This window comes from Bartonella sp. AP58NXGY, from assembly GCF_042195785.1.
Classification (GTDB): Bacteria; Pseudomonadota; Alphaproteobacteria; order Rhizobiales; family Rhizobiaceae; genus Bartonella.
The window spans coordinates 1-23918 of the sequence record NZ_JBHIOY010000014.1 but is presented as its reverse complement, the minus strand read 5'-3'; the positions used below and the strand labels follow the sequence as shown (position 1 = coordinate 23918).

The following is a 23918-nucleotide window of genomic DNA, read 5'->3' as shown; positions in this document are numbered from 1 at the left end:
GTCTTCCCATGATCAACGTGACCAATCGTACCAATATTAACATGCGGTTTTGTACGTTCAAATTTGCTCTTCGCCATTTGAGCTCTCCATTTTCCGTCCAAGCCAAGGACTAAGTTAAAAATTAATTACACAACCTGAAATCACGCGTATTTCTTTTGTATCTCCAAAGCAACAGCAGAAGGTACAGGCTCGTAATGATCAAACTGCATTGTATACTGCGCACGCCCCTGACTCATAGAGCGAAGAGTATTCACATAACCAAACATATTTGCCAAAGGAACCATTGCATTCACAACCGTTGCAATGCCGCGCGCTTCAGTTCCTGAAATCTGTCCCCGACGAGAATTGAGATCACCAATAACATCACCAACATAATCATCTGGCGTAACAACTTCCACCTTCATGATCGGTTCAAGAAGCTGTGCACCAGCCTTCTTTGCCCCATCACGAAAAGCTGCACGAGCAGCAATCTCAAAAGCCAAAACCGAAGAATCAACATCGTGATAGCCACCATCAATGAGAGTCGCTTTTACACCAAGCATAGGAAAGCCCGCAAGAGGACCTGACCCCATAACACTCTCAATCCCTTTTTGGACACCGGGAATGTATTCTTTAGGAACAGCACCACCAACAATCTTTGACTCAAAAATAAAGTCATCACCATCATGAGGCTCAAAAACAATTTTCACACGAGCAAATTGACCGGCGCCACCCGATTGTTTCTTATGCGTATAATCAATCTCTGCCATTTTAGTAATTGACTCACGATAAGCAACCTGAGGCTGTCCAATATTTGCTTCAACTTTAAACTCGCGCCGCATACGGTCGACAATAATATCAAGATGAAGCTCACCCATTCCAGCTATAATAGTTTGACCTGATTCTTCATCCGATTTAACACGAAACGAAGGATCTTCCGCCGCTAAACGATTAAGAGCAATTCCCATTTTTTCTTGATCTGCTTTTGTTTTCGGTTCAATTGCAATCTCAATAACGGGTTCAGGAAATTCCATCCGCTCCAAAATAACAGGCTTCAAAGGATCACAAAGAGTATCACCCGTTGTCGTTTCCTTAAGCCCTGCAAGAGCAACAATATCACCAGCAAATGCCTCTTCAATATCCTCACGAGAATTTGAATGCATTTGAAGCATGCGCCCCAAACGTTCCCTCTTCTTCTTCACAGTATTCTCAAGAGAAATACCCTTCTGAACTTTACCAGAATAAATACGACAAAAAGTTAACGAACCAACAAAAGGATCATTCATAATTTTAAAAGCAAGCATAGACAGTGGAGCATCATCAGAAGATTCACGTGCTGTCTCAGCCTCAGTCTTAACATCAACACCCTTAATCGCTGGAATATCAACCGGAGAAGGAAGATAAGAAACAACAGCATCCAAAAGCGGCTGCACACCCTTGTTTTTAAAAGCCGTACCACAAAGAACAGGATGAAATTGAACCTCTACTGTCCCCTTCCGAATGAGAGAAACGAGTTGCTCATTGGTTGGCATAACACCTTCCAAATAAGCTTCCATGGCAGCCTCATCAACCTCCACGGCCATTTCAATGAGCTTCTCGCGATATTCCTCAGCTTTTTCTTTTAAATCAGAGGGAATTTCACTTATCTCCGCCGAAGCCCCAATAGAACCATCCCACTTTAAAGCCCTCATTTCGACAAGATCAACAACACCTTCAAAGTCATTTTCAGCACCAATCGGCAACTGTAAAACAAGCGCCTTAGCCCCCAACCGTGAACCAACCATTTCTACACTACGATAAAAATCAGCACCTATTTTATCCATTTTATTAACAAACACCATGCGAGGCACACGGTATTTCTCAGCCTGCCGCCAAACAGTTTCCGTCTGAGGCTCCACACCAGCATTTGCATCCAGCAATGCTATTGCACCATCAAGAACACGCAAAGAACGTTCTACCTCAATCGTAAAATCAACGTGCCCTGGCGTATCAATAATATTAAAGCGGCGCTTCCGACCGTCAGCCCCTTCCCAAAAAGTTGTTGTCGCAGCCGATGTAATCGTAATACCGCGCTCCTGTTCCTGCTCCATCCAATCCATCGTAGAAGCACCATCATGCGTTTCACCGATTTTATGATTCTTACCCGTATAGAACAAAATACGTTCAGTCATCGTAGTCTTACCGGCATCAATATGCGCCATAATACCAAAATTACGATAATCTTCAATTTTATATTCGCGAGCCATTATCTTTGCCTTAGTTAAAACATCTACCAGCGATAGTGAGAAAATGCACGATTAGCTTCAGCCATACGATGAACATCCTCACGCTTTTTCACAGCAGAACCGCGATTATTAGCCGCATCTACCAATTCACCAGACAAGCGCTCAATCATCGTCGTCTCATTTCTACCACGTGCAGCAGAAATCAACCAGCGAATAGCAAGAGCTTGACGACGATCAGGACGAACATCTATCGGAACTTGATAAGTAGCACCACCAACACGACGAGAACGAACCTCAATATGAGGAGCAACATTCCCTAAAGCCCGATGAAATAGAGCAACAGGATCTGTTTTTACTTTTTTCTCTACAGAATCAAGAGCACCATAAACTATACGCTCCGCAACTGATTTTTTACCATCAAACATAATGGCATTCATAAATTTCATAATGACCAAATCACCAAATTTAGGATCTGGATTAATTTCACGCTTTTCTGCTCTATGACGACGGGACATTGGCTTTGTCTCTCAATATTATTTCGGACGCTTCGCGCCATACTTTGAACGACGCTGTTTACGATTCTTGACACCCTGCGTATCAAGCAAACCACGAATAATGTGATAACGAACTCCCGGCAAATCTTTCACACGACCACCACGGATCATCACAACAGAGTGCTCTTGAAGATTATGCCCCTCTCCAGGAATATAACCAATCACTTCAAATCCATTCGTCAAGCGAATTTTAGCAACTTTACGAAGAGCAGAATTAGGTTTTTTCGGCGTTGTCGTATAAACACGCGTACAAACACCACGCTTCTGCGGATTCGACTGAAGAGCAGGAACCTTATTACGTTTAACTGGCGCTACACGCGGCTTTCGAATCAACTGGTTTACGGTAGGCATGTAACCTTCCTCTTTTAGATCTACATTCGTATCACCCAATCGGGCTTTTCTATTTTTTTCATCTCTTCCGATAGAATCAGAACAGATATTTTAATTCTACACACAAAATCGGGCCACCTGCAAAAACAGTTCACCCGACCACAAGCAGAGAAGGCAATAGCCTCTTGCACTAGCACTTGCTTTTAATCTTCTTAACACCCTTTATGAATGATCTTTTGGACATATCCAAAACCACTGATCATTTCTACATCGGTTATGTCTGTCTCTAATAGCGAGAACACGTACATTCGTCAAGAACTAAACAGCAGAAAGTTTTTAAAAATGAAAATAAATTAAATTTTAAAACTTTACATTTGCTTTTGCCAGTATTCTTGATAAATCAATTTATCATAATCACATGCCTCTACAAATAAAAAAAGAAGCTGTGACTGTTATAAAACTTGAATGCAGAAAATTAAATTGCACATGTGATATTTAATGATGAGCACCATGAAAATAGCAACGTGGAATATTGCCGGAATAAAAGCACGACATGAAACATTATATCAATGGCTACAGCAAAATCAGCCGGACATAGTCTGTCTACAGGAAACTAAAAGTATTGATGAAAACTTTCCACGCGATGCAATTGAAAATTTAGGTTACCATATAGAAATACACGGACAAAAAAGTTTTAATGGCGTTGCGCTTCTTTCTAAAAAAACACCAGATGAAGTGATCCGTCGATTACCAGGCAACGATAATGACGAACAAACACGTTACATTGAAGCCGTTTATTCAACAAATAAAGGTGTTGTCCGTGTTGCATCTCTCTATTTGCCAAATGGAAACCCTACTGAGAGTGAAAAATATTCCTATAAGATGGAATGGATGGAAAGATTATGTGCACATGCAAAATCATTGCTTGCATACGAAGAACCTCTTGTCCTAGCAGGTGATTATAATGTCATCCCCACCCCATTAGATGCAAAAAACCCTCAAGAATGGTATCAAGATGCTTTATTTCTTCAACAAACAAGAAAAGCATTCCAACGTATTCTTCATTTAGGTCTCTACGATGCTATCCGGAATGTCACCGATACACCCTCCTACAGTTTTTGGGATTTCCAAGCTGGGTCATGGCCTAAAAATAATGGGATCCGCATTGATCATTTATTATTATCACCAGAAGCTGTTGATCATCTTATTTGCGCTCATAGCCAGACAGAAGTAAGGGGATATCAAAAACCATCTGACCACGTTCCTGTTTGGATTCAGCTTAATGTCAATTAAAAAACTATAGCCCTTATTTTGTGAGACAGCAAAAAAAATCATTCGATAAATAATAACTATGCTACACCAAATAAAGATTATATCTTAAACAACGACAATAAATGAATGGAGGACAGAAATGAAGAAATCATTGTTAATATTTATTGCAGCAGCAGCCATTGGGCTCACAAGTATCGCGCATGCTAAAAATGATACGCTTGAAAAAATAAAAAAAACAGGGGAAATCACTTTAGGTGTCCGTGAATCATCTGGTTTGGCCTACGCTCTTGGTAATAATAAATATGTAGGTTTTCATACAGAAATGGCAGAACGTATCATTGATGATATTTCAAAAAAAATTGGTAAACCAATTAGAATTCACTATCTTCCCATCACTTCTCAAAATAGGATTCCTCTCTTAAAAAATAATACCTATGATTTTGAGTGCGGATCAACAACAAATGATATCTCCCGTAGTAAAGAAGCAGCATTTGCTTATACGACATACGTCGAAGAGGTTCGAATTGCTGTAAAGAGAAATTCTAACATTAAATCTCTTGACGATTTAAATGGAAAAACAGTTGCGACGACCACTGGTACAACATCTGTTCAACTTATTCGTAAAAACAAACGCGCAAAAAACATTAACTTTAAGGTCATCAAAGGAAAAGATCATGGAGATAGCTTCTTATTATTAGAATCTGGTAAAGCCGATGCATTTGTTATGGATGCCTCAATTCTTGCTGGACATATTGCAAAATCAAAAAAACCATCTGATTATGTCATTCTCGACCCTGTACTTTCAGTCGAACCCATCGCTTGCATGCTCAGATTACATGACAAAAAATTTGAACAAGCAATCAACGATAGTATCGTACGCCAGATCAAAGACGAATCACTTGAAAAACTTTACAATAAGTGGTTTATGGAACCGATTCCACCTGCTAATACTGTTATGAATCTTCCTTTATCAAAACAAACAAGATATGCTTGGGATCACCCCAATAATAAGCCTCGGGAAAGCTACATAGGAAAAGATTTATAGAGTTTAAAAGGAAAAACCACACTCTTAAAAAATTGAGTGTGGTTTATATTTTAGTTCACTTTTTGATAAATTCCGCCTATGTAGATGCGGTTGATTTATTGTCCTATTTGTAAATGACTAATTTGAGGGAATATCAATTAATGGACTTTTCTTTTCTTTGTAGGGATGATCTTACTCAAACACTGGTAGCAGGATGCCTTGGGACTCCTGGCGTAAGTCATACCTATTTAGACACCCTTCTCGATGGCTTAAAAAATACGGTTATATTGTCCATCACTTCACTTATATTAGCTGTATTATTTGGTGTTATTATAGGAACAATGCGTACTTTACCTAATACTTCCATAACCAATTGTATATTTCGCACTATCGGTGCTATTTGGGTAGAGATCATGCGTAATATTCCTCTCCTTGTACAGGTGTTTTTATGGTATTTTGTTGTTCCTAAGATCTATCCACCAGCGATGAAATTTTCCCCTATTCTCTTAGTAACATGTGCGTTGGGATTCTTTACATCTGCACGCATTGCCGAACAGATTCGTTCAGGTATTGAAGCTATTCCTTCTGGGCAACGCTATGCTGCTATGGCAATGGGATTTACAACGTATCAAAGTTATCGCTATATTATACTACCGCGTGCTATACGCGCAATTATGCCCCCACTTACTTCAGAAGCAATGAGTATTGTAAAAAATTCGTCTATAGCATTCGCCGTTTCAATAAATGAACTCATGCAATTTCAATACCAAGCAATTGAAGAGGTAAGCCATGTTTACGAAAATTATTTGCTTGTTACGATTCTTTATATTCTTATAGCCTTATTCGTATTTATTGTGATGACAATTATTGAACAAATACTCAAAATTCCTAATTCTCAAACGCAGGAAAATTGAATATGATAAATTTTATAAGCTCTCAGTTTGGACTTTATTTTCCTTTCAATTTTTCTGATTTTGATTTTTCCTTTTTTACCTTTGATGTATTTCGTTCTTACATTTTATCAGGTTTACTTTTTAGCGTTTTTCTAACTCTTTTTGCAACAGTATTGGGGTTTATTTTCGGTACGCTTTTAGCAATGATGCGCCTTTCTTCCATAAAGCTTCTTTCTTGGGTTGCAATCGTTTACATAACAGCTATGCGTTCAATACCCCTTGTGATGGTTATCTTATGGTTTTTCGTACTTCTGCCTTTTTTAACGGGGACATCCATCGGTGCAAATAAATCAGCACTCATTACCTTTACCGCATTTGAAACTGCTTATTTCGCTGAAATTATGCGTGCTGGCATAAATTCAGTTTCGCAAGGACAAAAATATGCGGGGAAAGCTCTTGGAATGACATATTGGCAAAGTATGTACATTGTCATTCTTCCTCAAGCTTTTAGAGATATGCTTCCAGTCTTTTTAACACAAGTCATTATTCTTTTTCAGGATACAACCCTTGTTTATGCCATCAGTGGTCATAGCCTTTTGAATGGCTTTGATATTGCTGCTAATAATTTTGGTGTAAAGCAAGAAGCTTATATCTTAGCAGCTATTTTCTATTTTGTTATCTGTTTTACGCTGTCACAAATCGTTTTGTATTTACAAAAAAAAGTGTCTATTATCCGCTAACGGGGAAAAAATGTCTACTAATATGATCGAAATAAAAAATGTTTCTAACTGGTATGGCGAAGTTCAAGTTCTTAAAAGCTGTACAACCAACATTAATAAAGGAGAAGTTGTTGTCGTTTGTGGGCCATCAGGATCAGGAAAATCAACACTCATTAAAACCATTAACGCTCTAGTCCCTTTTCAAAAAGGTGAAATTTGGATTAATGGAATACCAGTTCATTCAAAACAAACGAATCTGCCTAAATTGCGAAGTCAGGTAGGAATGGTATTTCAACACTTCGAGCTTTTCCCCCATTTATCTGTCACAGAAAATTTGACAATTGCACAAATCAAAGTCCTAAAACGAAGCAAAAAAGAAGCACTTGAACGTGGATTGTTATATCTTGAACGCGTTGGACTCATTGAACACAAAGATAAATATCCTGGTCAACTTTCTGGAGGGCAACAACAACGGGTTGCTATTGCACGTGCCTTAACTATGGATCCACTTATCATGCTTTTTGATGAACCAACATCTGCTCTAGATCCTGAAATGGTAGGTGAAGTACTCGATGTCATGATTAGCTTAGCAGAAGAAGGTATGACGATGATTTGTGTAACCCATGAAATGGGATTTGCACAAAAAGTCTCGGAGCGTGTTATTTTCATAGATCAAGGAACAATTCTTGAAGACTGTTCATCTAAAGAGTTCTTTTCTGATCCGCAAGCAAGAAAACCGAGAACGCAAGAATTTTTGTCTAAGATCCTAAGTCATTAACCATTATATTATAACAAAAAGCTATCTCTACTATGAACTTGGACATAAAAAGATGGCGTTTAATATCAGATGGGAGAATGTAAAAAATATTACAATCAGATATTAAAAAACTGTTATTTTTTAAAATATCAGAAACAAGTGGCATTGCTGTACATCTTTCAAATTTATTACAAAGAGAAAAAACCTGCTCTTGCAAAGGGTGAGTCCAGTTTCTGTTTTTTACGTTAGTTTTTTCATAGGCTGCAGTTAGCATTGCTATCCCGAGAATTATTTTTCCTTCTTGAAGCAACATATTTCCAAGCATTGTTTAAACAGAAGGATTTCCTTTTTTTTCTGAGAGTTGAAACCATCGTGGCTTGTATAGGATTTTTCTCCCTTCCCTCTCCCTTTAAAAATATTTTTCCTAAATGATATTGAGCTTTAGGATTTCTATAATTCACCGCAGCCCGCATATAAAGACGAACAGCATAAGAAGGATGAAGGTGATTGAGGAATATCTTTTATATATCCCGCAAGTTTAACCAATGCATCAGAAACATAACTTTCATCTTCTGAAGCAAGATCTGTACCTTTTTCAACGATATATGCAAAAAAATGATATGCCTTGTAATCATCTTTAGGAACACCATCACCATTTGCATAGATAGAGCTAAGTTTCCAATTCTCACCGATATATGGCCCCTCTTAGCAGCACAACGGAGTGCTGGAATAACTTGATTGATATACCCATTTTATAAGCAGACATGCCACGTTTCAAAAAATAAAACGAACTATCATTGGCTTCTTGCAAGCTATTAACATCTACTGCATAAACAGTAGAAAAAAATCCCCCTCACGTCACAATAATCGCGGCTTTTTTCCATATCTGAAGCCTTTGACCATTTCCCCCTATCTCAATTTTAATTGTTATATCTGTTACAAATTTCTTTGTAGATATTTAAACTCTTCTTTTTAGTAAGAAACATGAAAGATTTTAAAGCAAAAATTTTAAAAGAAAAGACAAATAAATGATAATTATCCAAAGAGTTTGGTAAAGTTAAGCCCCCATTTTATATACAATAAATTGATTTTTAAATATAAATCATCATTCTATATTTTATAACACTTCCTTATAAGATTTATTTATCTTTAAAAATTTATACGAATGAATAAAAATCGTTCAATAAAATAACATGCGCATTGAACAGCAGCTTGATAACAAAGAAAATACATGATGAATAGTAAGCGTACAAAAAACAACGCTAAACATGGATGAATATACTGATGATAATTAATTTATAATTTCACGACTTCCTCATCACCATCAATCTGTAAACAATCCAGCTTTTTGTCTAATGGATTCCTCCTGACATCATTTCACATGGATTTACTTCATAAACTTTACACACAAGCGCTACCTCAGAATACGCAGCGCTATATATAACAAAAAATACCACATGTGTAATTTTATATGCCTTATATTGCTACCCTAAACTATGGTGTTTTACAGAATGAATAGAAGAAACATAAAGACGGATCTCTATAGAAATTTCATGATCGCACTTACGAAAAACGAACAAAAGAATTTTTTTAAAGCAAATCTCTCCCATCCCTCATGATATGAAATCATGTATCCAAAAAACAAAAAGTTGAAATCAACCCAACCGCTCTAAAGCAACAGATACTTTCTTCTGTGCAGCGCGCAGTTCTACAACCCTGTTCCGTTCACTTTCAACAATTTCTGCTTTGGCATTTGCTATAAATTTTGGATTATTTAACTTAAGCGATATTTTTTCAATATCCTGTTCAATTTTACTCATATCCTTCCTCAAACGAACACGTTCAGCTTCCAAATCAATCAACTGTCCTAAGGGCAAACAAAAAACGGCTTCTCCCAAAATTATTTGTGCCGATACTTCTGGAACTTTATCAGAGAAATGGATGATTTCAATACGCGCTAACTTTTTAATAAGTGTATCATAACGCTGCACACGCTCTCGCGTTAATTCCCCTCCTTCGACAACAACAAGAGGCGCTTGTATAGCCGCTGGAATATTCATTTCAAAACGTACAGATCGAATCCCAGTGACAACATCAATAAGCCAATTAATATCAGCTGCAGCCTCTTCATCTGTAAATGTTTCCTCTGGCCATTTTGTCAATGCGAGCATATCCTCACGCTTGATGGCTTGCGTTTCTGTAAGAGACCACAACTCTTCCGTCATATACGGCATAAAAGGATGAAGAAGTTTATAAACTTCATCTAAAACCCAAGCAGTACAAGCTTGAGCCTCATTTTTAGCATCTTCATTTTTCCCCTGAAAAATAGGTTTGAGAAGTTCCAAATACCAATCACAGAGTGTATTCCAAATGAAACGATAAAGTGTAGCGGCAGACTCATTAAATTTATAGTGTTCAATGCCAATTGTCACTGCTGAAATCGTTTTAGAGAGCTCCGTTAAAATCCAACGATTAAGCGCCAATTTTGCTTGTTCTGGTTTAAAAGCTGGATCATGCTTCACACCATTCATCTGTGCAAATCGGGTAGCATTCCACAATTTCGTAGCAAAATTACGATAACCAGCAATACGGGAAACATCAAGTTTTACATCACGACCTTGTGCTGCCATAATAGCCAAAGTAAAACGAAGTGCATCAGCACTATACTGATCAACAAGCTCTAAGGGATCGATAATATTTCCCTTAGATTTTGACATCTTTGCACCCTTTTGATCCCGTACCAGAGCGTGCACATAAACCATTGGGAAAGGAACATCACCCATAAAGTGAAGTCCCATCATCATCATACGAGCAACCCAGAAAAAAATAATATCAAACCCTGTCACGCATAAAGATGTTGGATAAAAAGTAGACAACTCAGTCGTTTTATTGGGCCATCCTAATGTTGAAAAAGGCCAAAGAGCTGATGAAAACCAAGTATCTAAAACATCCGGATCACGGATTAATTCAACCACCTCACCATAATGAGCAACAGCTGAATCTAAAGCCTCTTCTTCACTTTTTTCAACAAAAACCGTTCCATCAGGTCCATACCAAGCAGGAATCTGATGTCCCCACCATAATTGGCGAGAAATGCACCAAGGTTGAATATTTTGCATCCAATTGAAGTAGGTCTTTTTCCAGTTATCGGGAACGAACTGCGTTTTTCCTTGTTGAACAGCCTCTATCGCTGGCTTTGCTAATTCAGCAGCATGAACATACCATTGATCTGTCAAAAAAGGCTCAATAGGAACACCACTGCGATCTCCATGAGGAACCATATGGGGATGATCATCAACAGAAGCCAAATATCCCTGTTCTTTCATCAAAGCAACAATCTTCTGGCGCGCAACAAAACGATCAGATTTATCGAGACTTTCTACTAACATTTCTAATTCATCTGATAATATCAAACCATCAAAAAATGCTTCATTCTCACGGAGAAAAATCTCGGCTTTTGGGGTAAAAATATTGATCAAGCGTAAATGATTACGCTGTCCTACTTCAAAGTCATTAAAGTCATGGGCTGGTGTGATTTTTACAGCACCACTTCCAGCCTCAGGATCAGCATGCATATCACCAACAATTAATAACCGACGACCAACAAGCGGCAAAAGAGCATTTTTACCGATAAGATTTTTATAACGCTCATCTTCAGGATTAACAGCAATTCCTGCATCACCAAGCATTGTTTCTGGTCGTGTTGTCGCCACTGTTATAAAAGTTGTCGCATCATTTGGATCAAAAGTTTTACCCTCAAGTGGATATCTAAAGTGCCACAAATACCCTTGAACTTCTTTTTGCTCAACTTCAAGATCTGAAATAGCCGTTAACAATTTAGGATCCCAATTGACGAGACGCTTATCCCTATATATCAACCCTTGCTTATAAAGCGTGACAAAAACTTCACGAACAGCTTGCGATAACCCCTCGTCCATTGTAAACCGTTCACGCGACCAATCACATGAAACGCCAAGACGGCGCAATTGGTTTGCAATAATGCCTCCAGTTTCATAACGCCATTTCCAAATACGCTCAATAAACTTTTCTCTTCCCATTTCTTGACGCGTTGGTTCTTGGCGTTCTGCAAGTTGGCGCTCTACAACCATTTGTGTAGCAATCCCAGCATGATCCATACCAGGCTGCCACAACACATTCCTGCCACGCATCCGCTGAAATCTAACCATTATATCTTGAATTGTCGTATTGAGTGCATGCCCCATATGAAGTGAGCCGGTAACATTCGGGGGTGGAAGCATAACGCAAAAAGGTTCTGCACCACTTTTAGAACCCGCTCCTGCTTTAAAAGCCCCACGAGTCTCCCATCTTTTTGCAACCCGTTTCTCTATGGAAGCAGCATCATAGTTTTTTTCTAACATTCTATCCATCCATAACGCCGCTGAAAAACACAATATATGAACAAAACCCAATCAGAATCCCGCAAACCTATCCCATTTACTAGACAGCTTGCAAAACCACAAACAAAGTTCTCATAAAATGAAAAACATAAAAAATAATGTAAAGAAAATAATTAAGATGATTTCTTAATGGCCTTCACAATCTCTTCACGTAAAATATCTTCCAGCAAAACAGGCAATTTAGACTGTAACCATTCAGCTATAGCCGGACGCAATACATCCTTTGCAATCTTTTCTGCGGAAGAAATACAATACGCAGACAATTCCACTCGACCAACTCCTCCATCTTCTGACTGTGGTTTCTTTATTTCATCTTCATATTCTCTTGCTTTATAAACAGAATTCCGTTCCTCAGAAGAAAGCTTCATCTTTTGCACATCCATACCAACTGCATTATTTTCTGCCTCTATACTCTCTTTCTCTTGCATTATTCTCCCCCCTTGATTTTCAGAAGAAAGACCAATACGATCAGCTAAAGCTTTCATAGCATCATCAACCGATAAGGTTGTATCATAAACACCTTCTAATGCACCTTCTGAACGCTCTTCCGAAGCATTGACTGCAACATCTTCATTTAAAAAGTGATCAGATTGAACCGCATTTTCTTCGATTATTTCACGAATAGATGTTAAAATTTCATCCATACTTGGCTCACGTAACACGCTTGAACTCTGTACCATACTTTACAACCTCTCAAAGACGCAACAACAAATAGAATCATATTTTCAGTGTATGCAAAAGAATCATAAGATCAACATACCTCTCATGATATTTTCAAATATGCTTGTCATAAAGAGGGCGCTGCACACAATTTTCTGCACTAAAAAATAACATATTTCTGCTCTATTTTTAACACACCCAACTCTTGATAAACTCATCTTTAAAAACTAAAATAATTTAAGATTCAAAGAGATACTTTTATGTATTATCGGATATATTGAATTGTTTTTAAACCTAAATAACTTGCAGTCAATTTACCAATAGAAGATTGAACACTATAGCTCGCCACCACAACATTACGCTCTGCCATTGCAAGCGCAATTTGAGCATTAATCAATTGAGTACGAGAATTTAAAACATCCAATGTCGTTGCCTGCCCTACGCGATTTTCTTGAACACGACCTTTCAGAGCAATTTCAGCAGCACGAACACTTTCACGGTAAGCAACAACAGATGAGCGTGCGCCCTCCAACTGAAACCAAGCAGAAGTAAGTGCTTGTCTCGTACTGCTATGCGCCAAATCGAGTTGAAGCTGCGCCTGTCCAAGCTGTTCCCTCGATTGGCGAATCTGTGCAGATGTACGCCCCCCTTCAAAGATTGGGACACTTACTGACAATCCTATTGATTTAGAAATGCCATCCTCTCCAACACCGCTGTAAATTCGATTATAAGACGCTGCCGCAGAAAAATCAACTTTTGGGAGCAACGCTCCTTCTTTCGCCTTTACGTTGTAAACACTCGCATCGACTAAATATTTAGCATAAAGGATAGCTGGATGCATCGCAACGCTCATTTGGTAAGCCATATCAAGATTGGCGGGAAAATCTTTGGCTACGGGTGGGCGCTTTAACTTTTCAGGATCAGAACCGATAACTTGTCGATACACTGCCTCGGCTGCTTTTACATCAGCACGAGCAAGACTCAGCTCTGAAACTGCCACGGAACGCGCAGCTTGAGCTTGAGCAAGATCAACACGGCCTCCTTCACCCACATCAAATTTTGCTTTATCAGAACGAACTTGCTCTTCAAGAGCTGCCAAATTTTCTCTCCGAAGATCGGCAACACGACGTGCCTGATAGACATTAGCATAAGCCGTCACAGTTTCCAGAAACGTATTTTGTTCAGCATTACGAAGATACTCACGTTGAGCCTGCAACTTAACTTGAGCTGAAGAAAAGATATTTTGCGTGATAAACCCGTCAAATAATCTTTGATTTAATCTTACACCTATAGATCCAGAAGTCACATAAGGGCCTGTAAAAGATTTATTTCGCCCATAGCTGCCAACTCCTTCAACTTGTGGCAACAACCCCGATCGCGCAATAACAACATCCTCTCTGGATATACGCACAGCTGCACGTTCACTATTCAACTTAGCATTGTGTTTATAAGCCTTAGAAAAGGCATCCATCAATGTTTCAGCACAAACAGTCTCTGATAAAAAAACACTCAACACCAACAACAAACATGCCTGAAACTTCTTGTTTATTTTTAACACAATACACACAACAACATACCCCAAATAAATTACGAAATTATCTTTTATTCACCGAACAAACAAGCTCTAAAATACAAAACCAGGTGTTTTTAAAAAACAAGGAAGAGGTTTTACAGCAAGATTAAAAGCACAACGTGCCGAAATGATTCCATCTTCTTTTATATAGATTCGTGCAACAGCAGCATTTCCATATCCTTCAACCACAACAAGACGTCCACTGTTTTTCATCTGATCAAAAATACCTTGTGGAATAAAATCGACAGTTCCCTCAACAAAAACCACATCATAAGGTCCCTCAACGGCATATCCCTGCTCTAATGGACCATGAATCACAAGCACATTGTCACATTGATTCCGTTCTAAAGCTTCAAGGGCACGTTCAAAAAGAGATTTATTACTTTCCAACGCAATCACAGAGCCTGCAAGTTTTGAAAGCAAAGCCGCACAATAACCACTATTTGCACCAACATCTAAAACAACATCTGATGATTTTACAGCAGCAAGCTGTAGTAATTTCGCTAGAGATGCAGGCTTCATCAAATAGCGTGCAGGATTTCCGTCTTGCTCTGAACATAAAAAAATATCGGTATCAAGATAGCTTAATACTTTCATCTCTTCCGGGACAAAATCTTCACGAGATACCGTTAAAAACGCTTTAAGAACCGATAAATCCGTTACATCGACTGTACGAATTTGATTGTCAACCATTTTGCGACGAAGCTCAGCAAAATCTGCAACCATAACGAATATTTTCTCCTAACCTACAAAAAACAAACAAAACAACGACAATAAGGGACGAAGATATCTTAAACTATGGGCGTTACAAAAAAGGACGCTACAATCAACAATTAGATTTTAACTGTATAATCTCTCATACAAAAGTGTCTTCACAAGAATAGAGGGAAAATCTATTTTCCTATGCCTTAATCTCCCCTAAAAGCCGTTTTTGTTTAAAATCGGCTGGAGGCCTCGCCCGGAATCGAACCGGGATACAAGGATTTGCAGTCCTCTGCGTAACCATTCCGCCACGAGGCCTCATCAACAAATATAAATATAAAGGTCTCAATAAGGGAAGGCAACGCATCCGTCAAGGTGTAGAAATATTCTCTTGTCTTTTTTCCTCTTATTACACAATTTACCATATTTTTTTAAAAAAAGTAATTTTATCCTTTGCAAATCAGTGTTGCTTTGCTATAGCCTTTTCAACGAGATGATTGAGCATCGTTCCCCGGTAGCTCAGCGGTAGAGCAACCGGCTGTTAACCGGTTGGTCGCTGGTTCGAATCCGGCCCGGGGAGCCATTTCTTTTCTTATTCCATATAGCAAATTGTTTCTATTCACATTTTTAAACATGAGGGATCCTCAAGTAAAAGTGAGGGAATAGGATTTCCGCAATTGAATAGAGATACAATATACTATGAGGATAATTTTTTTGCAGTAGATGCGAAAAATGATTAATTCATTTTAAATAAAATAGCTATTGTACAAGTTTTTTCTTATTGATTAATTTAAAAATAGCCAACAGGATTTTTATCAAACTATTGTAACTCTGTCAGAGAACACTGTAACTGTTTGCGCATTATAAATCACAATTTCTTTCGTGAGAGAAAACTGTAAAACTAAATTAATAATAAAAAAGTTTCGTATGATTTTTTCTTCTAACTTAAAAATGATTTGTACTCAATAAAGCAATTAAGCTCAAAAACCTGCTCATAAAATAATCATTTTGAAAAATGTAAGAACAACAATCGAGATCATATATATCCCTCTACACCCCACATAACTTCTTCCCCATCCTAAAAGCAAGAATCCCCATCCTGACAAACCTCTAAACAGTCCGGATTCTTATCTAACAGATTCATCCTGCTAAGCACTTCATAGGCTCTACAGATAACCGTTCCTCAAATATTCATCACGACCATCCAACAAAATACCTAATACTTAAAATTTTGTAGGATTTATATCACAATCCTAAACAATAGTGTTTTATAGTACAAACAGGATAACGAGCTAAGTTATTAAAAATCCTGAGAAATCCCTCAAGCATGACATTATCTTCATTGTGTTATGTCATCACACGCTTTTTTAAAAGAGACCTCTCTTAATCTCCCAAGCCTACTTCACAACGGCTCCCGTAAATAGTATAAAATAAAATCTATTGATCAGCCCCATCTTTGCTTACAATAAAAGCCATACCACCATACTATTTTCCAACATTCAAGTGTTAGCCAATGCCCCTTACTTCTGAAAAAATTTATAAGTGTCATTTTATTTGTTTCTTAAATGTTTATCCACACGATAACCTCACTTATAACGTGCAAGTGAATACTTTTGATTGATCAATATAACAAAGATTTGAAATGAGAAAATTTCACAATATAGCGGATTCTTCAATATACAAAACAATCATTCATCATTAGATCATCAATTTTTAAAATTGAAAGTTACATAAAAGATAAAACATACCTTTTATGTAAATAAACTTTATCTTTGTTCCCATTTTTTAAAATGGGAACAAAGTAAATAAATCATCGTCTCTACAATGATAATTTATTTTCAAAAGATTTTTAAACTAATCCAAACATTCAAAGATTTTTGAAGACCTCTTTTTTTTGGCGAGCGTGTTATAGATCCTTTTTCAATTTAGAAAAAATCCATAAAAATAAAAAACTCCCGGTACATGATCTATTTTCAAGATTTTATTTAAGCAGCCTTCTTGACTGACTTTCGGAAACGAAAAGGCTTTGCACGCTTTGCCACCGCTTTTGCTTTTTTATGCCTTTCATTTGAAGATGAAGAATTCTTCCGCTGCAACTGTGCAGAATCATCTTTTCGACCTAAAAACCGTTTCTGACGTTTAGATTTTTTAAAACGGCGTTCTTTATTGTTTTCCTTTTCTTCACTTTCTGGCTCAATTAGTTTTTCTGGAAATGCTGCAAATTGTTCTGGAACAGATTCAGACACCAATTTCATACGAATCAAACGCTCTACAGCACGCAACCGAACCGTTTCTACCCTTTCATCAAAAAGCGTAATAGCTTCACCAGATGCACCATTGCGTCCTGTACGACCAATGCGATGCACATAACTCTCAGCTTCATCTGGTAAGTCATAATTAATAACGTGGCTTATCCCTGGTATATCAATACCGCGTGCTGCAATATCTGTTGCAACAAGGATCTGCACCGATTTTTCACGAAAAGCTTTTAAAGCAGATTGGCGAGCGCCTTGTGATTTATTCCCATGAATTGTTGCAACTAAATATCCGATCTTTGCTAAACTACGTGTGACAGCATCAGCCCCATGTTTCGTTCGAGTAAAAACAATAACCGAAGCAAAATCTGGATTTGTCAAAAGTTTACTTAAAGTATCCTTTTTTTCACTCGTAGGGATGCAATATAATTTTTGATGAATCTCCGCAGCGGTAGTTCCTTGAGGAACAACTTCGATTTTAATCGGATCATTGAGTAAACACTTTGCAAGCGCAGCAATTTCTTTTGGCATTGTCGCAGAAAAAAGTGCTGTCTGACGTTCTTGATGCAAAAGCTTTGCAATTTGCTGGACATCATGAATAAATCCCATATCCAACATACGATCTGCTTCATCCAAAATTAAAAAACGCGTTTGAGAAAGATCAACACATTTTTCACGAACAAGATCTCTCAAACGCCCTGGAGTCGCTATCAAAACATCCACACCTGCTTCCATACGTTTAATTTGTTTTAAACGTGATACGCCCCCAAAAATAAGACATGTTGAAAGATGTGCTCCTTTCGCCGCAGTGCGAATCGTTTCATCAATCTGAACAGCAAGTTCACGCGTTGGAGCTAAAATCAAAGCACGTGCAGTTTTAGGGCAGCGTTTATCACCCAAAGCCAAAATCTGACTTAAAATAGGTAAACCAAATGCCAAGGTTTTTCCAGAGCCTGTCTGAGCAACACCTAAAATATCGTGTCCTTTCAACATCACTGGAATAGCTTGTTCTTGTATAGGCTTAGGTTTACTCATCCCAGCAATGAGTAAATTTTTAATCAAAAGAGTAGGCAAACCTAACTTTGTAAAAACATTTTCTTCTTTTATAGGCAAAATAAAATCTCTCCTCAGCTGAAAAACTTAAAACAAGTAACCAGCTGAACTTTCCACTCAAGAATCCGCGCAAGAGAAATCCCTGACATTTTAAATGAAGCAACGCCTAAAAAGCGGCTTGCGCAACTCATGAACACCTTGAAATCAAGATAAAGGCGTATAAACTTCACTTTACAAAAAGCCAACAAACCAGCCTAAATGCCTTCATCCCTATTATCTTTGGATTATGATAAAAAAGCAAGAACTTTACGAAATACATTTATCATGAATAAAAACAATATTTAGATCGTTTATTTTTTAATGATTGTGTCCATCGGTAAATGTACCTTGATAAAATCAGGATAAATCTCGAGAAAAACTGGATTTTGTAAAGTTTTTTGACCGCCATAAATTAAATACCATTGGTTTTTATCAAAAATCGCCAAAGTTTTATATTGAATGATGCGATCTTTCATCTCAAGAACTGTTGGAATTAAAGCATACAAAGTACCGTTATCAGTTTGTAAATACTCTATATTTTCTTTATCTAAATAATAAGCACCAGAAGGCACCCCCTCAAATTTCCTATGCAGCTGTTGAAGAAAATCACTACGTAAAGCACTCTCTGTTGTATTCAATCGATGTGCCATCTCTTTATAAAGCCGCTCAGGCATATAACGAGAAATAGGCATAAAATCCCCATTTTTTATAGCATTATTGACATCAACAACGACTCTTGAAAGTTCAGCTTTTTGTACTATTGTTGGCTGAGATGCTAAACTCTGTTGATTAACAATCAAAAAGAAAAATAGACTCAGCACCGAATAAAAAATAGGTTTCATCATTATACTTCTTGTTTTAGTAAAATTTCAGTTTCTCAAATAACAAAATCAAATAACGTTTGATCATCAGTAATATCACGATAACGCCAACCTAACGTTTGAAATTTTTCCTCTAAAAGACAAAAATTACTGTATTTTTTTGTTTCAATCGCAACCAATACAGAACCAAAGTTTCTCGCTGATTTTTTAAGATATTCAAAACGCACGATATCATCATCTGGTGATAATGTGGAAAGAAAATGACGCAATGCACCAGGATGTTGCGGAAAACTAAAAATAAAATATTTTCTCAACCCTTGGAAACGTAAAGAACGCTCTTTAATTTCTGGCAAACGCTCAAAATCAAAATTACCTCCTGAAATAACGAGAAGAATTTTTTTCCCCTTTAACTCTTGAGGAGGAATACTGTTAAGCGCATCAATCGATAAAGCTCCAGCCGGTTCAAGAACCACACCTTCAACATTAAGCATTTCAACCATCGTAGAACAAACGCGGTTTTCAGGAACCGTAATGACAGAATCAGGGGGAAATTGCTTTAGAATTGTATAGTTTAGTGCACCAATTTCAGCCACAGCAGCCCCATCTACAAAAGTGTCAATGCTTTCAAGCTTGACGCGTTTTCCACTCTCCAAACAAGCAAGCAAACTTGCAGCTCTTTGCGGCTCAACAAAACGAAGCTTTGTTTTCCAACCATATTCATGTAAAAACTTGCTCACTCCACTTGCCAAACCACCACCCCCTACCGGCACAATCATCAAATCTGGCTCACTTTCTCCATTGAGTTTTTTCCATTGTAAAGCAGCTTCACAAAGCACTGTTGCCTGCCCTGTAATAATGCGAATATCATCGAAAGGTGGAGCCATTACACCACCGCTCTCCACGACAAAGGATTGCGCAGCTTCATAACATTGATCAAATGTTTCACCAATCAAACGAATATCAATGAATTCTTTACCAAAAATACGTGTTTTTTCAATTTTTTGTTGTGGTGTTGTCATAGGCATGAAAATCACGCCTTTACGTTTAAAATAACGACAAACAAATGAAACCCCTTGCGCGTGATTCCCCGCTGAAGCGCAAACAAATGCAGAATCTGGTGATATACAGCTAAGCATTTCTGAAACAAAATTGAAAGCACCACGAATCTTATAAGACCGCACCGGTGTTAAATCTTCACGCTTTAAATAAATTTCTGCGTCATACTTTTGACTAAGAAAATCATTTCTTTGAAGTGGTGTTTCAGCAAACACGTGATGCAATCCCACCATAGCTTTTGTGACGTCTTGAATAAATTGACTCATAACACTAATCATTTCATACTTTATTTACATTATAAAAGCTTTTTCTATCGATAAAGGAAACTATTGTCAGTCAAAATTTCACTAAAAAAATGAAAAATGTTTCTTTTGTCATTAATTCTTGATTCAATAAAAGATATAGCTTATGAGAGAACTCACATCGCGGACGTGATGAAAACGGTAAACATAGCAGACTTAAAATCTGCCGGTCGAAGACCTTGCGGGTTCAAGTCCCGCCGTCCGCACCACGATATGTGGATTTCCCCTTATTTTTCAGTAATTTATTAGAAATTAGAAAAAATTAAACCACCTTTTAAAACCCTATCATAACGCTATCAGATGGTATTGAGATAGTACTAAAATACGAATCATTGCTGCTTTTTTGAGGCATATTTTGGAACTAAATCACCATACCATGTTTTGCTTCGACTCCCCAATTCCCCTCCCCGCCATAAAAGACGAGGAGATAGAATCAATTTTCCAAACTAAGCTGCTTTCACGACAGATCTTGCTAAAACCTGCTTTACTTCTTTAATGAGGGCTTTATATTTTCTGTTCTCTTCATCTACTCTAAAAGCATCAATAAGACGAACATGGATAGGACCTAAAAGATACAAAGCTTTTTCACCAGCATTTATACCCTCCCAGTAACTTGGCAAATCAAAGCGTGTATCATTATCATAATCACCAGATTGGCTTTTTAATTTTTTCTCACACTCAATAAAGTAACGACGAGCCTGTCTACCTTTCTCATTGCGTTCAACCATGGAGAGTTCTTTGGCCATATCTAAGGTAAGGTGATATTCTTTGCTGATAACATTTTTACGTTTCCCAATTTTGGGAAGCGTTAAAATATAGTCCTTTCCTTCTTCAAATGCATACTGATTAATGCGGTTCGTAATCCAAGTAGCAAAACGTTTTCCTATTGCCAAAAACGTATGCAATTCGCGTACGTTTACTGTCTGAACAGTTTCCTGATCAATGATTTGTTCTTTAATTTCTATAAGTGTGTTCATAATGAACTCCTATGTGTTTAAATGTCTTCTATTGACACTCTAGAAGAGCGCCGGGTGCTAGAAAACACGGCACATAGCCCGTCGTTATGCTTTCCCTATAAAAGGTATTGTATAGCGTAACTACACCCGACAAAGCCATTATATGCGTGTAACATACAATGAGTCAAAGCCTTTAATGTGCGGAGAAAAGATTGTATCGGCAATCTATCCGCTATGTGTCTAAGGTGTTTTCTAGGCACCTAATTCGACAATAGACACATTGTTATAAGGCTGTCAAGTCGCTCCTGTTATAAATGCAGCCCACTGTTCCAAGAGAGCATGTCGTTGTTCCCAAAAATCTGTTCGCATATAAGCTATTACTATCTCATACAGCATTTTGATTGTTGATGATCAATTGCAAAACGGAGTGTTGATATTGAGAAGTTTTATTATACCGTCGTTTTTACAAAACGAGCTGTTTAAGCGTCTTTCAACACTTCTTTGAGTCTTGATAGAACTATTAAGAGAATATACCGGAATCCTATCATCTTTACAATTTTCACACCATTTCCCATCTTTAATTTTATAGTGAAATCCTGATTGGATCATACAAGCATGAATCATCGACCATTCATGAAAGCCTAATTTGCTATTGTCTATACCGCTACTATAAGGAGATAGCGCACCACACTCTAACAGTGCTTTTCCTACCTCAGTAGAGTTTACACCTGGCTTTTCCCATATAACAAAGTATGTTGAAGGAGGCTTTGAGTGACATCCAGCCATATTTAATAAAGCTATACAGCTTAATAATTTTAAAGTTTGTTTCATTTTTCCCCTTTTTTAATGGATTTATTGACTATGAGAAGGCTTTAAAGCCTGTTGATGATTCTTATCTCCATTTTTCAAATTTGTCACTGAACTTCCAGCAAATAGACCCCCCCTTTTTTCAAAAGGGTGAGATTTCAAATCCAACCCTTCCAAATTTTTGAAAGTCTTCAATATTTTGACGTACAAGCTTTATAACTGTAGCGTGGCTATTCCCCACACCCTCTGTAATTTTTAAAGAGATCGTAACGGCAATACCATCATTATCGATTGTCACTAAATTATTCATGATCAAGCTATTATCAATAATTTTCTGTCATTTTTGTTAACCTGTCTCTACGAGCAGTTCGTTACTTTGGACCTCTTCAAGACAATTCTACTGAATCTCTTTCAGTTTTTTTAGCTTCAATATAACGATCAATTTCAACAAGATCCCATTTTAAGTATCGTCCTTCTTGTATAGGCTTAGGGAAAGCTCCGATTTTTACAAGCTCTCTAATATATGTCATTGACATTCCATAAATTGAGAGATCTTGTATATTGACAAGCCGTTGCAAACGCATCGACAGTAAAGCTTGTTCGAATAAGCTTACTTTTTCTATTGAGGCAGTTAATTTTTCTTCGTTCATTTAAAACTTTCCTTATTATCTAAGTGTTGAGAATAATTATAAATAGGTGGGGGTGCTGGGAGGAGAGAGCACCCCCATAGAGTCAAGCAGCTTTTGTCAAAATCTTTTGCATTTCTTGTTCTATCTCTGCTAAAAAGGCTTCGACCGCTTGATTAATCTCTTCAATTTGTTCTTCATCACGGTGAATGCGTTTGATTTTCATGCGCAAGTATGTTGATTGTCTCGTAAAACGTGGGTCACATAACTGATAAAATCACACCATTTTCGTCCCATACAAGCCATTTGAAATTGCATTTGCGCGCTATATTCAGGCTTTATAGTGTCATCTATAAAGAAGCGTAAATGGTTTGGTGATTGTGGACATTTGACTTCAACTAAACCGTCATCACCAACAAACCCATCAGGACTAGCACCAGCCATTTTGATTGTGGGGTGTTGTATGAAACCACACTCTATGACCTCTGTATCATAAATAAATGCATATTCTTTCAAGGCATCTTCTTCATGTTCAATGCCCCATTGCATAGCAGGCGTTGGATAAGATTGGCTTACTTCACCAGTTAAACGTTCTGTTATAAGTTTGATTTTGTAGTCTTCATATTTGCTTGTCGGCATTCCCTTTGCTGTTTTACTCAGTAGGTTGTAAACGTTTGAAGCGGTGACTTTTCCCAAGCGGGCTTGAAACCATTGTGCTGTTCTTTGTTCCATTTTACAGCACCCTTTGTTGTTGAGTTGGTGCATATTCAATATCTTGTATAGGGGCGTCTATTTGCTTTTGTTGCTTTTTTTTCAAAGAAAACAAAGCGGTTTGTGCTTGTTTAAAAGACATATCTTTTAGATTTTTTACTCCTATGAAAGAGAGAAGCCTACTTT

The 23918-nt window shown here is 37.6% G+C and carries 19 protein-coding genes, 3 tRNA genes and 4 pseudogenes; 7 read left to right on the top strand and 19 right to left on the bottom strand.

Features of this window, described 5'->3' with window-relative positions; all coding sequences use genetic code 11:
- The 4 genes and pseudogenes from ACFINC_RS08240 to rpsL form a co-directional block, all read right to left on the bottom strand.
- Window positions 1-77, bottom strand: a pseudogene (locus ACFINC_RS08240) (elongation factor Tu); the annotation flags it as partial.
- A 63-nt stretch (window positions 78-140) separates the two neighbouring features.
- The gene (gene fusA, locus ACFINC_RS08235; protein WP_375616882.1) at window positions 141-2225 is read right to left on the bottom strand and encodes an elongation factor G; all 2085 of its coding nucleotides are present in this window, start codon (window positions 2223-2225) and stop codon (window positions 141-143) included.
- 23 nt (window positions 2226-2248) lie between these two features.
- Window positions 2249-2719, bottom strand: a complete 471-nt coding sequence (gene rpsG, locus ACFINC_RS08230) for a 30S ribosomal protein S7 (RefSeq protein WP_375616881.1) — start codon at window positions 2717-2719, stop codon at window positions 2249-2251.
- A gap of 18 nt (window positions 2720-2737) precedes the next feature.
- On the bottom strand, window positions 2738-3109 hold the full coding sequence (gene rpsL, locus ACFINC_RS08225) for a 30S ribosomal protein S12 (RefSeq protein ID WP_005773262.1): 372 nt from the start codon (window positions 3107-3109) through the stop codon (window positions 2738-2740).
- A gap of 489 nt (window positions 3110-3598) precedes the next feature.
- On the opposite strand from rpsL, the gene xth reads away from it, so the two are divergent.
- The 5 genes from xth to ACFINC_RS08200 all read left to right on the top strand — a co-directional run bounded on the left by xth (window position 3599) and on the right by ACFINC_RS08200 (window position 7774).
- Window positions 3599-4381 (top strand): exodeoxyribonuclease III, encoded by a 783-nt coding sequence (xth, locus tag ACFINC_RS08220; protein ID WP_375616880.1) that lies wholly within the window; start codon window positions 3599-3601, stop codon window positions 4379-4381.
- A gap of 118 nt (window positions 4382-4499) precedes the next feature.
- Window positions 4500-5405: a transporter substrate-binding domain-containing protein gene (locus ACFINC_RS08215; RefSeq protein WP_375616879.1), complete on the top strand. Its 906-nt coding sequence runs from the start codon at window positions 4500-4502 to the stop codon at window positions 5403-5405.
- Between the two features lie 140 nt (window positions 5406-5545).
- Window positions 5546-6298 carry an amino acid ABC transporter permease gene (locus ACFINC_RS08210; protein ID WP_375616878.1) on the top strand — a complete coding sequence of 251 codons (753 nt, stop codon included), beginning with the start codon at window positions 5546-5548 and terminating at the stop codon, window positions 6296-6298.
- A 2-nt stretch (window positions 6299-6300) separates the two neighbouring features.
- Complete coding sequence (locus ACFINC_RS08205; RefSeq protein WP_375616877.1) at window positions 6301-7017, top strand: amino acid ABC transporter permease; 717 nt, start codon at window positions 6301-6303, stop codon at window positions 7015-7017.
- A 10-nt stretch (window positions 7018-7027) separates the two neighbouring features.
- Window positions 7028-7774, top strand: a complete 747-nt coding sequence (locus ACFINC_RS08200; protein ID WP_375616876.1) for an amino acid ABC transporter ATP-binding protein — start codon at window positions 7028-7030, stop codon at window positions 7772-7774.
- 106 nt (window positions 7775-7880) lie between these two features.
- Here ACFINC_RS08200 and ACFINC_RS08195 read toward each other — a convergent pair.
- From ACFINC_RS08195 to ACFINC_RS08170, 6 genes and pseudogenes are all read right to left on the bottom strand, one after another.
- Window positions 7881-8666: pseudogene (locus ACFINC_RS08195) on the bottom strand (tetratricopeptide repeat protein); the annotation flags it as partial.
- A gap of 742 nt (window positions 8667-9408) precedes the next feature.
- On the bottom strand, window positions 9409-12132 hold the full coding sequence (locus ACFINC_RS08190; protein ID WP_375616875.1) for a valine--tRNA ligase: 2724 nt from the start codon (window positions 12130-12132) through the stop codon (window positions 9409-9411).
- Window positions 12133-12284: 152 nt separating this feature from the next.
- The gene (locus tag ACFINC_RS08185; protein WP_375616874.1) at window positions 12285-12851 is read right to left on the bottom strand and encodes a DUF2497 domain-containing protein; all 567 of its coding nucleotides are present in this window, start codon (window positions 12849-12851) and stop codon (window positions 12285-12287) included.
- A gap of 245 nt (window positions 12852-13096) precedes the next feature.
- On the bottom strand, window positions 13097-14347 hold the full coding sequence (locus ACFINC_RS08180) for a TolC family outer membrane protein (RefSeq protein ID WP_375616884.1): 1251 nt from the start codon (window positions 14345-14347) through the stop codon (window positions 13097-13099).
- Window positions 14348-14455: 108 nt separating this feature from the next.
- Entirely contained in the window at window positions 14456-15130 is a 675-nt protein-coding gene (locus ACFINC_RS08175) for a protein-L-isoaspartate O-methyltransferase (protein WP_375616873.1), read from the bottom strand.
- A 220-nt stretch (window positions 15131-15350) separates the two neighbouring features.
- Window positions 15351-15424: transfer RNA gene (locus ACFINC_RS08170), tRNA-Cys, on the bottom strand.
- A 190-nt stretch (window positions 15425-15614) separates the two neighbouring features.
- On the opposite strand from ACFINC_RS08170, the gene ACFINC_RS08165 reads away from it, so the two are divergent.
- Window positions 15615-15689 (top strand) — tRNA-Asn (locus ACFINC_RS08165).
- 1402 nt (window positions 15690-17091) lie between these two features.
- Here the strand turns inward: ACFINC_RS08165 and ACFINC_RS08160 are convergent.
- The 3 genes from ACFINC_RS08160 to ilvA form a co-directional block, all read right to left on the bottom strand.
- Window positions 17092-18474, bottom strand: a complete 1383-nt coding sequence (locus tag ACFINC_RS08160; RefSeq protein WP_375616872.1) for a DEAD/DEAH box helicase — start codon at window positions 18472-18474, stop codon at window positions 17092-17094.
- Between the two features lie 290 nt (window positions 18475-18764).
- Window positions 18765-19295 carry a hypothetical protein gene (locus ACFINC_RS08155; protein ID WP_375616883.1) on the bottom strand — a complete coding sequence of 177 codons (531 nt, stop codon included), beginning with the start codon at window positions 19293-19295 and terminating at the stop codon, window positions 18765-18767.
- A gap of 35 nt (window positions 19296-19330) precedes the next feature.
- Window positions 19331-20608, bottom strand: a complete 1278-nt coding sequence (gene ilvA / locus ACFINC_RS08150; RefSeq protein WP_375616871.1) for a threonine ammonia-lyase IlvA — start codon at window positions 20606-20608, stop codon at window positions 19331-19333.
- Between the two features lie 147 nt (window positions 20609-20755).
- Between ilvA and ACFINC_RS08145 the strand changes: the two genes are divergently transcribed.
- Window positions 20756-20841 (top strand) — tRNA-Leu (locus tag ACFINC_RS08145).
- A gap of 237 nt (window positions 20842-21078) precedes the next feature.
- Here the strand turns inward: ACFINC_RS08145 and ACFINC_RS08140 are convergent.
- The 6 genes and pseudogenes from ACFINC_RS08140 to ACFINC_RS08115 form a co-directional block, all read right to left on the bottom strand.
- Window positions 21079-21609, bottom strand: coding sequence for an antA/AntB antirepressor family protein (locus ACFINC_RS08140; protein WP_375616870.1), 531 nt, complete (start codon window positions 21607-21609; stop codon window positions 21079-21081).
- A 273-nt stretch (window positions 21610-21882) separates the two neighbouring features.
- Window positions 21883-21963, bottom strand: a pseudogene (locus tag ACFINC_RS08135) (integrase dna protein); the annotation flags it as partial.
- A 36-nt stretch (window positions 21964-21999) separates the two neighbouring features.
- Entirely contained in the window at window positions 22000-22419 is a 420-nt protein-coding gene (locus ACFINC_RS08130; protein ID WP_375616869.1) for a hypothetical protein, read from the bottom strand.
- Between the two features lie 118 nt (window positions 22420-22537).
- On the bottom strand, window positions 22538-22705 hold the full coding sequence (locus ACFINC_RS08125) for a hypothetical protein (RefSeq protein ID WP_375616868.1): 168 nt from the start codon (window positions 22703-22705) through the stop codon (window positions 22538-22540).
- Window positions 22706-22781: 76 nt separating this feature from the next.
- The gene (locus ACFINC_RS08120; protein WP_375616867.1) at window positions 22782-23045 is read right to left on the bottom strand and encodes a helix-turn-helix transcriptional regulator; all 264 of its coding nucleotides are present in this window, start codon (window positions 23043-23045) and stop codon (window positions 22782-22784) included.
- An 82-nt stretch (window positions 23046-23127) separates the two neighbouring features.
- Window positions 23128-23753: pseudogene (locus tag ACFINC_RS08115) on the bottom strand (lambda exonuclease family protein).
- Between the last annotated feature and the right edge of the window lie 165 nt (window positions 23754-23918).